12 protein-coding genes and 2 pseudogenes are annotated in these 10572 nt (G+C 66.4%); 9 read left to right on the top strand and 5 right to left on the bottom strand.

The features are described from left to right. The 3 genes and pseudogenes from NC4_RS24900 to NC4_RS24890 form a co-directional block, all read left to right on the top strand. A pseudogene (locus tag NC4_RS24900) lies at window positions 1–228 on the top strand (XRE family transcriptional regulator); the annotation flags it as partial. A 4-nt stretch (window positions 229–232) separates the two neighbouring features. Further along, the gene (locus NC4_RS24895; RefSeq protein ID WP_067542762.1) at window positions 233–703 is read left to right on the top strand and encodes an NUDIX hydrolase; all 471 of its coding nucleotides are present in this window, start codon (window positions 233–235) and stop codon (window positions 701–703) included. Window positions 704–740: 37 nt separating this feature from the next. Beyond that, window positions 741–1268 carry a cysteine hydrolase family protein gene (locus tag NC4_RS24890; protein ID WP_084529756.1) on the top strand — a complete coding sequence of 176 codons (528 nt, stop codon included), beginning with the start codon at window positions 741–743 and terminating at the stop codon, window positions 1266–1268. Here NC4_RS24890 and NC4_RS44820 read toward each other — a convergent pair. After that, window positions 1261–1359: pseudogene (locus NC4_RS44820) on the bottom strand (DNA-binding response regulator); the annotation flags it as partial. The gene NC4_RS24890 and the pseudogene NC4_RS44820 overlap by 8 nt on opposite strands. 30 nt (window positions 1360–1389) lie before the next feature. Beyond that, window positions 1390–2442, bottom strand: a complete 1053-nt coding sequence (locus NC4_RS24885; protein ID WP_067542758.1) for an isopenicillin N synthase family dioxygenase — start codon at window positions 2440–2442, stop codon at window positions 1390–1392. Between the two features lie 284 nt (window positions 2443–2726). Between NC4_RS24885 and NC4_RS24880 the strand changes: the two genes are divergently transcribed. Continuing rightward, the gene (locus NC4_RS24880) at window positions 2727–3590 is read left to right on the top strand and encodes a haloalkane dehalogenase (protein ID WP_067542772.1); all 864 of its coding nucleotides are present in this window, start codon (window positions 2727–2729) and stop codon (window positions 3588–3590) included. Window positions 3591–3639: 49 nt separating this feature from the next. Further along, window positions 3640–4701, top strand: a complete 1062-nt coding sequence (gene mraY / locus NC4_RS24875; RefSeq protein WP_067542769.1) for a phospho-N-acetylmuramoyl-pentapeptide-transferase — start codon at window positions 3640–3642, stop codon at window positions 4699–4701. Here the strand turns inward: mraY and NC4_RS24870 are convergent, their stop codons facing one another. Beyond that, complete coding sequence (locus NC4_RS24870) at window positions 4702–5433, bottom strand: ABC transporter ATP-binding protein (protein WP_067542755.1); 732 nt, start codon at window positions 5431–5433, stop codon at window positions 4702–4704. Between the two features lie 26 nt (window positions 5434–5459). Continuing rightward, window positions 5460–6509, bottom strand: a complete 1050-nt coding sequence (locus tag NC4_RS24865) for an ABC transporter permease (protein ID WP_067542752.1) — start codon at window positions 6507–6509, stop codon at window positions 5460–5462. A 131-nt stretch (window positions 6510–6640) separates the two neighbouring features. On the opposite strand from NC4_RS24865, the gene NC4_RS24860 reads away from it, so the two are divergent. Both NC4_RS24860 and NC4_RS24855 read left to right on the top strand, forming a co-directional pair. Next, window positions 6641–7798, top strand: a complete 1158-nt coding sequence (locus tag NC4_RS24860; protein WP_174566889.1) for a sensor histidine kinase — start codon at window positions 6641–6643, stop codon at window positions 7796–7798. Further along, window positions 7795–8433, top strand: a complete 639-nt coding sequence (locus NC4_RS24855; protein ID WP_067542746.1) for a LuxR C-terminal-related transcriptional regulator — start codon at window positions 7795–7797, stop codon at window positions 8431–8433. The genes NC4_RS24860 and NC4_RS24855 overlap by 4 nt, the downstream gene beginning before the upstream one ends. 125 nt (window positions 8434–8558) lie before the next feature. Here the strand turns inward: NC4_RS24855 and NC4_RS24850 are convergent, their stop codons facing one another. Beyond that, entirely contained in the window at window positions 8559–9191 is a 633-nt protein-coding gene (locus NC4_RS24850; RefSeq protein ID WP_245721897.1) for a Uma2 family endonuclease, read from the bottom strand. A 53-nt stretch (window positions 9192–9244) separates the two neighbouring features. On the opposite strand from NC4_RS24850, the gene NC4_RS24845 reads away from it, so the two are divergent. Both NC4_RS24845 and cobM read left to right on the top strand, forming a co-directional pair. Continuing rightward, the gene (locus tag NC4_RS24845; protein WP_067542740.1) at window positions 9245–9670 is read left to right on the top strand and encodes a PPOX class F420-dependent oxidoreductase; all 426 of its coding nucleotides are present in this window, start codon (window positions 9245–9247) and stop codon (window positions 9668–9670) included. A 30-nt stretch (window positions 9671–9700) separates the two neighbouring features. Continuing rightward, window positions 9701–10459 carry a precorrin-4 C(11)-methyltransferase gene (gene cobM, locus NC4_RS24840; RefSeq protein ID WP_067542737.1) on the top strand — a complete coding sequence of 253 codons (759 nt, stop codon included), beginning with the start codon at window positions 9701–9703 and terminating at the stop codon, window positions 10457–10459. Window positions 10460–10572: the final 113 nt, after the last annotated feature.

Raw genomic sequence — 10572 nt, 5'->3', positions numbered from 1 at the left:
CCGTTGGCGGCAACGCCGGATATCGAATTGCGGACGCACGCCACGACCCTCTACAACAGCATCTACCGCGCCGACGAGGACATGGTGGTCAACGCCCATGTGTGGGGCGTGAACGCTTACGGTGCGCCCGTCTGGCATCTGCGCCGTACCCTCGACGGTGGCTTGTTCGACACCTATACCGACAGCTTCAATGCGGTCTGGCAGACGGCCCGGCCGGTGGAAGGGTAAGCCGATGGCGCGCACCGAGTTCTACGACGATCCAGCCGCTCCGGAGCCGAACAGTCTCGTCGTCGCGGCCTCCGCCGTGGTATGCGACGACCAAGGCCGCATTCTGCTACAGCGCCGCGCCGACAGCGGCCTGTGGGCGCTGCCTGGCGGCGGCATGGAGATGACCGACAGCCTCCCCGGCTGTGCGGTCCGCGAGGTCAAGGAAGAAACCGGTCTGGACGTCGAAATCACCGGACTCGTAGGCACGTACACCGATCCCCGCCACGTAATCGCCTACAGCGACGGCGAAGTCCGACGTCAGTTCAATGTGTGTTTCCTTGCCCACGTCATCGGTGGTGATCTCGCAATTTCCGGTGAGTCCACCGAATTGCGATTCGTCGACCCTGCCGAACTCGACAGTCTCGACATGCACCACACGCAGCGGCTCAGGCTGACCCACTACCTGGAAGAGCGACCCACGCCATACCTCGGCTGAATATCCCACCACATCGTTCACCGGACGGGAGCTTGTCATCACCACCGCACTGATCATCGGCGACATCCAGCAAGGCATCACGAGCGAGTACCCGTTCGCCTGCCGTGTCGTTCCGCCACTCATCGAACTGCTGCCGCGCACCCGCGCGGCCGGGGTCCTGGTTGTGTTCGTGCGCTTCGCCTTTCGGAGCAACGCAGCCGACTTACCGCCGGGTAATGCACTGTTCAGGACGTTCTACGAAGCCGGTGACAGCTTCCACGAGGGGTCGGCCGGAACCGAGATCACCCTCCCGGTCGCCAGCGAGGACGTCGTCGTGCTGAAGCGGCGCGCCAGCGCCTTCGCCGGTACCGACCTCGACCTCGTGCTGCGCGGCCAGAGCATCGACACTCTCGCGATCGCCGGAGTGGCGACCAGCGCGATGGTTGCCCTGCGCCGATTGGCATCCCGAGCCGCCCGCCGTGAGGATTTGAAGCACCGTCGACCGGGAACTGGTGGCGGACTCTTCTCGGGCTTTGCCGCCACCAGTTCCCGGTCGATGTCGGTTCACGTGCTGGTGGGGACTTGACGCCCAGTTTCGAATAGATGTGGACCAGGTGGGATTTGACGGTGGTTTCGCGGGGGCTGAGGGTGATGTCCGGTTTGCGGACTCGGGTCATGCTGGACCGGGTGCTCGGGCGCTGATTTGGCTAGGCGCTGTTTCCGGAGTTCTCGGCCGCAGCGAGGACGCGGGCGGCCTCGCGTTGGGCGTTGGTATTCGGTTGGAGGGCACGGGAACCCGCGAGCTTGGCGCGGATGTGATCGGCCACGGTGACCGGTTCGTATTTGCTGCCTTCCCCTATGCAGGAGGGCAGGGTGGCGATGATCGCGTCGATATTGCCGTCGTGGAAGTAGGCTGCGCTGCGGCGGCGTTGGATGGTTCCGTTCACGATGGGCGGCTTCACCCGGTGCAGGGTGGACAGCCAGCGCTCATTGGTCCAGCGGGCCATGAGGTCGCCGAGGTTCACCAGCAGGGCGCCGGGGGCGGGTTGGACGTCGTGCCAGACGGCGTCGGAGCCCAGGACCTGTAAGCCCGGGGTCTGGTCGGCCCAGAGCACGGTGACGATGCCGTAATCGGTGTGCTCGCCCATGCCGATGAGGGCGCCGTCCAGATCCACCGTGCCGGGCGGCAGCGCGTAGTTGTTCATGCGCAGCACATCGAGGGAGTGGTCGGTGAAGGCGGCGAAGTAGCCGGGAGGCAGTTCGAGGGCGTCGGCGAAGATCGTGGTCAGGGTGCGGGCCACGCGGCCCGCCTCGGTGAAGTAGGCCGAGACGCCGGGCTGGAAGTCCGGAAGCTCTTGCGGCCAAAGATTTTCGGGGTAGTCGAGCTCCGGCAGGGGTACGCCCGGATAGTCGGAGACGGCGGCGCCGATATTGAACGCCTCGAAGAAGTCGTTCATCCGGGTCGCCGATTCCACACCGAGGCTGAGGCTCAGGCTCTCGCTCTTGGGCGGTGAGTAGCCGCGATTGATCTCCGGCGGCGTGCGGTACCGCTTCTTCGCCTCCAGATCGAGGCCGAAGAAGGAATCCAGGGCGGCGGTGAACCCGTCGATCACGGTCTGCGGCACCGCATGTCCGGTGATCTGCATGAAGCCGACCGTGCGCGCGGCTTCGTCGATCCGGCGGGCAACCGCGCGGCGCGCGGCCGCATCGCCGCCGCTCACATAGGGCGTGATGTCGATGACCGGCACATGGAAGTCCATACCGACCAGGGTCGCGCACCCGTGTGGCACATGCTGGGCAACGGCGTCACGAGTGTGTAACCGCGGCCGACGACCCGGATCGACAGTGACGCACATCACCGCCGCTGCGGTCACAGCGGGCGAAAACCCTGTGTCCAACCGGGTGTAAGCACATGAGCCGACCCGGAAGAGCGGACATGAAGAACCTGAATCGCCGAGCACTGCTCCAAGTGGCGGGCGCGATGGCACTCGTCGCGAGCAGCGCCGTCGCATGTCTGGCACCGTCTGAGAAGGGACCCTCCGTCGTGAATACCGTCGACGTACTCGATTCGTTCATCTCCTACACCGATATCGGATCCGGTGATACGCCCGTTGTCTTCCTGCACGGCAACCCGACCTCGTCGTACCTGTGGCGCAATGTGATTCCGAATGTGTCGGACAAGACCCGGGTGCTGGCGCCGGACCTGATCGGCATGGGCGTCTCCGGCAAGCCCGACAGCCCTTACCGTTTCACCGACCATGCGCGCTACCTCGATGCCTGGTTCGATGCCCTGGACCTCGATCAGGTGATCATCGTCGGCCATGACTGGGGTGGTGCGCTCGGCATGTATTGGGCGGCACGGCATCCCGGCCGGGTGCGCGGGCTCGCGGTGATCGAGACCTTCCTGCGGCCGGGCAAGGCCGAGGAACAGCCGCCGCAGGCCAGGGAGTTGTTCGCCAAGTACCGCAGCGCCGAGGGTGAGCGAATGGTGCTGGAGGAGAACATGTTCATCGAGTTCAACCTGCCCGCGCAGGTGACGAACCTGTCGAAGGAAGACCACGACGTCTACCGCGCGCCGTACCCGACGCCCGCCTCGCGCAAGCCGCTGCTGGCGTGGCCGCGGGAGCTCCCGCTCGACGGTGAGCCCGCCGATGTGGTCGCCATCATCGACAATTACGGCCGATACCTGGCGAGCACACCCGAGATTCCCAAGCTGATCATGGCTTTGGAGAACGGGCAGGGCGCTGGCGCGGCGGCGGTCGAGTGGGCGGCGGTCACCTTCGCGAGCGCGGAGAAGGTGTCGATTCCGCCAGCCAAGCATCATGCGCCGGAGGATCGACCGCACGAGATCGGTGCGGCGGTGGCGAGCTGGATGGACAAGCATGCCCTGACCGCCAGGGTTGGTTAGCATCCGACTGGCTCACAAGAGCCAATGTCTCGGTGCGATGGGGGTGGGTATGCGACAGGTGCTGTTGGCGGCGATGATCGCACTGGCGGTGGCCATTACGGTGACGCCGGTATTGATCATGATATTCGCGCGGCGGGGGTTCGGGCAGGAGATCAGGGTCGATGGTCCGGCGAGTCATCAGGCCAAACGCGGTACACCGACCATGGGCGGCATCGCGATTCTCATCGGCATGTGGGCCGGATATCTGGGCTCGCACCTGTTCGCCGATTCGGCCGGGATATCGGTTTCGGCGCTGCTGGTGCTCGGACTGGCCACCGCGCTGGGGGCGGTCGGGTTCACCGACGATTTCATCAAGATCCGCAAGCGGCGCAATCTGGGGCTCACCGCGGTCGGGAAATACATCGGACAGCTTTCCGCCCCACTGATTTTCGGTGTGCTGGCATTGCGGTTCCCGGACTCGCACGGGCGCACGCCGGGCAGCAGGCAGCTCTCGGACATGCGCGATATGACCATGGTGACCTTCAGTGCGCTGGCCTTCCTGGCCTTCGTCTGCTTCCTGGTGGTGGCCTGGTCCAATGCGGTGAACCTGACCGACGGCCTGGACGGTCTGACGGCCGGTTCCATGGGGATGGCGCTAGGCGCGTACACGCTCATTACGTTCTGGCAGTTCAGCAAGGCTTGCGGGACCAGGCCCAGCGCGGGTTGCTACGACGTGCGCGATCCCTTGGATCTGGCCATGGTGTGCGCGGTGGGCGCGGCCGCGTGCATCGGATTCCTGTGGTGGAACGCGGCCCCGGCCAAGATCATCATGGGTGATACCGGGTCGCTGGCTCTGGGCGGGCTGCTGGCCGGGCTGTCCATCACCACCCGGACCGAATTGCTCATGGTGGTCATCGGCGGGCTGTTCGTGGCCGAGATCGTATCGGTGGTGCTGCAGGTGGCCGTCTACCGCACCACGCACAATCGCCTGTTCCGGATGGCCCCGTTCCATCATCATTTCGAGCTCGCCGGATGGGCGGAAACGACCGTGGTGATCCGGTTCTGGGTGCTGGCCGGGATCACCGCCGCCATGGGGCTGCTGCTGTTCTACGGCGAATACCTGGTGGCCTGATCAGGCGCTGGCGACCAGCGCGGGCGTCTCCCGGGTGAGCACGCCGTCGACCATGCGGTACACCGAATCCATCTGGTGCAGATGGGATCTGTCGTGGGTGACCAGCAGGGTGGCGGCATGGTGCTCGCGCACGATATCGACGATGAGTTCGATAATGGCCGCGCCGCGTTCCTGGTCCAGCGCGCTGGTCGGCTCGTCGATGACCAGCAGTGACGGATCGTTCATGAGCGCCCGCGCGATATTGACCCGCTGCCGCTGACCGCCCGACAGCTGGGCGGGGCGCTTGTTCGCATGACCGGAGAGACCGACCGCGGCGAGCAGATCCCTTGCGCGGGAACGGGCTTCGCGACGACGTGCGGGGGAGACGAACCAGGTCTGGCCCAGATGCACCATGGCCTCGAGCTGTTCGACGGCGGTCAGCGCGGGGACCAGATTGGACTGCTGGAACACGATGCCGATGTGCTCGCGCCGCAGCGCGGTGGCCTCGCGACGGCTCAGTGTCGCCAGATCGCGGACGCCGGAAGCGGTTTCGAGTTCGATGCGCCCCGAATCCGCCCGGATGAGCGTGGACACCGCCGCCAGCAGCGTGGACTTGCCGGAGCCGGACGGGCCGGTAATGGCCGCGATCTCACCGCCGCGCACCCGCAGATTCACCTCGTTCAGCGCGGTGATGCGGTCGGCGCCATCGGGAAAGGTGAGGGTGAGGCCGGTGACGCTGAGCTGGTTGGTCATGGCGAAACTCCTGGGCGACAAAGTGATCAACGGGCCTGGTTGAGCGCGGTGAGCGGATCGGTGGTGGCGAGGAAGCGCAGCGCGAAGGCCGCGCCGAGCAGGCCGAGCAGGATCAGGGCGGCCGCCGGGACCAGGGTGGTGCCCGGGCTGAGCACGAAAGGCACACTGTCGCCGATGAATACACCGGCCAGCGCGGTCGCGCCGACGCCGATGCCGACACCGGCCGCCAGCACCACCAGCGCCTGGCTCAGCGCATCGCGCACCAGCGAACCGGTGGTCGCGCCGAGGGCCTTGAGGGTCGCGATATCGGGCTGGCGCTGCACTGTCCACACCGTGAAGAACGCGCCGATCACCAGCGCCGAGATGGCGAACAGCATGACCGTCATGAGCGTGAGCGAGCCGTTCTCGGCCTGATAGGAGGCCATGGTGGACAGCGAGCCGTCGGTCGTGGTCGTGGTGGTGTGCGCGGCGGCGTTCACGGCCGCGAGATCGTCGACGCCGGAGACGGCGAGGATGGTGGCCGTGCCCGACTGTGGGTTCAGTGTCTGCCAATCCGTGAGAGTCATCCAGACGACCGGTGTGTGGGCGTACCAGTCGTCGCCGGTCACGCCCTGCACGGTGAAGTTGCCGGAGCCGAGCGCCACCGTGTCACCGGCCGTGGCCCCGAGATCCTGCGCGGCGGCGCTACTCAGAATCACCGAGCCGGGCTCGGTTGCTACCCGATTGCCAAAGGGTGTGCCGTCGACCCCGAACAGTGCCACCTGGGTGGCCGAGCCGCCATTGTGGGTGGCCCGGGTCCGGCTGATGCCGATGGGGTCGACGGTTCCGCCGGTCTGCTGCCAGGTCTGCACCTGGTCGACGCCCAGCGTGGACGCGTCGAAGGACGGATCCGACCCGGTGTCGGCGAAGACCACGGTGCTGGTGCGCAGCGATTGAATGGCGGAGATGTTCTGGTGCGCGAGCCCCGCGGTGAGCCCGCTGAGGAAGGTCACCAGCAGCGCGACCAGGGTCACCACCAGGGTGATGAGCAGGAAACGGCCGCGGGCGGCCCGCAGATCTCGGAGTGCGACGAACATGACTCCACTCTGTCGGTGATCTTCGTGCGGGCCATCGCACCGCGGAACCATTCGGGCACCAGCCTACGGACGGGCGGCGCTTCCTCCTTTCGATGGATGCCTGTCGAATAGCCGGGCATAAGCTGGTCAGCGTGCATCGTTCGCCCCTGACCCCTGTCTTCTCCGGCCTGCAAGTGGGGCTGCACGCGCTGGTCGCGGTGCTGACGGTGGTGGTCGCGGTGCGGGCGATCGTTTCCGAGGCGAATCCCGTCGGGGTGATCGTGCTGGCGGGCGCCTTCCTGGGCGTGTACTTCCTGGGCGGGCGCTTTCGCCGGAATCTCGCGGCCGCGCGCATCTGGCTGCTGGCCCTCACCCTGCTGTGGCTCGGGTTGGTGTTCTTCGTCCCCGACGCGGTCTACCTGGTCTTCGGCCTGTTCTTCCTGTATCTGCATCTGCTGCCGCGCTTTTGGGGCCTGCTGGCGGTGACCGCCACGACCGTGGTGGCGGTCGTCGGCTTCGCGGCCCACCGCGGCTGGTCGCTGGGAGCGGTCATCGGCCCGATCCTGGGCGCGCTGGTGGCGGTGGCCATCGGCCTCGGCTACGAGGCGCTGTTCCGCGAGGCTGGGGAACGGCAGCGGCTCATCGACGAATTGCTCGCCACCCGCAATACGCTCGCCGAACAGGAACGCACCGCAGGCAAACTGGCCGAGCGCGAGCGCCTGGCCCAGGAGATCCACGATACGGTCGCCCAGGGCCTCAGCAGTATTCAGCTGCTGCTGCACGCCGTGGAACGCGCCGCCCCGGATCATCCCGCCCTGCAACAGACTCGGCTGGCCCGCGAGACCGCCGCCGACTCCCTGGTCGAAACCCGCCATGTCATAGCCGAACTCACTCCCGCCCCGCTGGAGGGCCACTCCCTGAGCGAGGCGCTCAAACGCGTCGCCCGCCGCGCCGCCGCGCCCGGCCTGGACGCCCAGGTCCTCGTCGAGGGCGACCCGCAGCGTCTGCCCATGCCCATCGAGGCCGCGCTGGTGCGCATCACCCAGGGCGCGGTCTCGAATGTGGTGCGCCACGCCAATGCCGAGCGCATGCGCATCACCCTCACCTACGCCGACGACGCGGTCCACCTCGACGTGGTCGACGACGGCGTCGGCATCGACCCGGCCGTGCTCGCCCAAACCCCCTCCGGCACTTTCGGTCTCAATGCCATGCGCAGCCGGGTAGAACAACAGGGCGGCACCATGAACGTGGAGTCCGAACCCGGCCACACCGCCGTCACCGTCTCCTTCCCCCTGGAGGACGAGCAATGATTCGCATCCTGCTCGCCGACGATCACGCCATCGTCCGCGCGGGCCTGCACGCCCTGCTGGATTCCGGTGCGGCCGAAAGCGATTCCGGCGAAGCGATCGAAGTCGTCGGCGAGGTACCCACCGCCGAAGAAGTCATCTCCTTCTGCGCCACAACGCCCGTCGATCTGGTCCTCATGGACCTCCGCTTCGGCCCCGGCAAATCCGGCGCCGACGCCACCGCCGCCCTGCGCGCCCTCCCCACCCCACCCAACGTCCTGGTAGTCACCAACTACGACACCGACGCCGACATCCTCGGCGCCATCGAAGCAGGCGCAGTCGGCTACATCCTCAAAGACACCCCACCCGCCGACCTCCTGGCCGCCGTCCGCTCCGCCGCCGAAGGCGAAAGCGTCCTCTCCCCCGCCATAGCCTCCAAACTCATGACCCGAGTCCGCAAACCGGACACCACCCTCAGCCCCCGAGAAATCGAAGTCCTCCGCCTGGTAGCCGACGGCCACTCCAACCGCGAGATCGGCAAACGCCTCTTCCTGAGCGAAACCACCGTCAAATCCCACCTGGTGCACATCTATTCGAAACTGGGCGTCAAATCCCGCACCTCCGCAGTCGCCCGAGCCCGCGAACGCGGCGCAATCTAACCCACCAGCATGTGAAACATGCTCGACCGGGAACTGGTGGCGGCAAAGCCCGAGAAGAGTCCGCCACCAGTTCCCGGTCGACGATGTTCGCCTGGCTCGGCGACCCGCAGCCATCTGATCAGCGGTCAGTCGACCCAGTCTTGGAGCGGTGTGGTGTCGATGGTGATGTTCAGTGGAGCGGGCAGGGGTGCCGGACGTCCGAATGCGAAGCGGCGCGCCTCCTCGTAGCGGGTGCCATCGGGCTCGCTGTACACGATCACCTCGGCACTGTCCCGATCGATCAGCAGATAGATGGGGATCTTCGATTGTGCGTAGGCGGTCGGCTTTTCGACCCTGTCGCGTTGGTTCGTGTCCGAATCGCGTGAGGTGATCTCGACGGCCATGACAACGGGTTCGACCGGAGCCCATTTATCGGTCCCGACGAAACCGTCCAGAGGGGCCAGGGCACCATCTGGGCGGGCTCGGCCCTGGCGGTATGTCTCGATCTTCAGGCCCTGGCCAGGATGTAGGAACAGGTCTGGGCCGAAGGGCATCAGGAGCAGCATCAGCCATAGGAAGATGCGATTGTGATTGCCATCCGGTGCGGCCTGGACCCGCAGGCGCCCGTTGATGTACTCGAGTCGCACACCGTCGGTTTCGCGCTCCGCGGCGTGGGCCAAGGCCTCGAAATCGGCGGTCGTGACATCTGGTTCCCGGTCAGCGGCTGTCATGGCCCGCCTTCTGCGTCGGTTCGGCGAGATGCTGAGTTCGATCGGCATTGGTCGGCTGTGTTGCGCGGGCAACGGGTATTCGTAGCCGTACGTTGAGCGGTATGGCTTCACTAACCGATCCGCGGGTGCGGGAGTTTCTGTCCGAGGGCACTCGAACTGGCAAGCTGGCGCTGGTCGCGGCCGATGGCCGTCCACTGGTGACGCCGGTGTGGTTCGTCCTCGATGGCGACGCGCTCGTCTTCAACACAGGCAAGACCTCCGCGAAGGGGAAGCGGATTGCGGCGGATGGGCGGTTGAGTTTGTGTGTGGATCTGCAGGAGCCGCCGTATGCCTATGTGCAGGTGCAGGGGGTGGCGGAGGTCTCCGAGGATCTCGATGAATTGGTGCGGACGGCCACGCTTATCGGTGGGCGGTATATGGGCGCGGATCGGGCCGAGGAGTTCGGGAAGCGGAATGGGGTGCCGGGGGAGCTGGCGGTCTGGTTGCGGCCGACCAAAGTGATCGCGCACTCCGACGTCACTGCTTGACAGTCCGGGCCGCGTGACAGACTCGGCCCCATGACTGTGCACTTCATCGGGGCCGGGCCGGGGGCGGCGGATCTGCTGACCGTTCGGGCGGTGGAGTTGCTGAAGAAGTCGCCGGTGTGTCTGTATGTGGGGACGTATCTGGATCCCGAGGTGCTCGCGCACTGTGCGCCGGAGGCCGAGCTCATCGATACCCAGGGCCTGGATCTGGATCAGATCATCGAGCACTGTGTGCGGGCGCACGCCGCCGGTCGGGAGGTGGCGCGGCTGTGCTCGGGCGATCCCTCCGTATATTCGGCGCTGTCGGAGCAGACGCGGCGGTTGGACGCGGCCGGTATCCCGTGGGATGTGACGCCCGGTGTTCCGGCCTACGCGGCGGCCGCGGCGGTGGTGGGCGCGGAGCTGACGGTGCCCGAACTGGTGCAGTCGGTGGTGTTGACGCGAGCACAGGCGCGATCTACGGCCATGCCGGAAACCGAGGCGCTGGGCAACTTCGCGCGCACCGGGGCGACGCTGGCATTACATCTGGCTATTACCCGTATCCGGACAATCGCGGACGAACTGGTCGCCTCTTACGGCGCAGATTGTCCGGTTGTTGTGGTCTACCGCGCCAGTCAGCCCGAAGAGTTGGTGCTGCGCGGCACACTCGCGGACATCGCGGGCCGGGTGGAGGCCGCTGAGCTGCGGCAAGCCGCGGTCATTCTGGTGGGCCGGGCGCTGGGGACGGCGGTGGATTGCGCGCAATCACATCTGTACGACCCGGCCCGCGACAGGGCGCATATCACAGGGTGAAACAGCGAAATGCGGTGATAGCAAAGGGCTATGGCCCTTTCTGTTTGCGGAGCCGAGGCTGGCGGTAGATTGGAGCGGGTGTGCATCCGCAAGGTTCCGAGAACGGCTCGCTC

This window comes from Nocardia crassostreae, from assembly GCF_001613405.1.
GTDB lineage: Bacteria > Actinomycetota > Actinomycetes > Mycobacteriales > Mycobacteriaceae > Nocardia > Nocardia crassostreae.
Note: the sequence above shows the minus strand (reverse complement) of the source record. Positions and strands in the feature narration are given on the sequence as shown.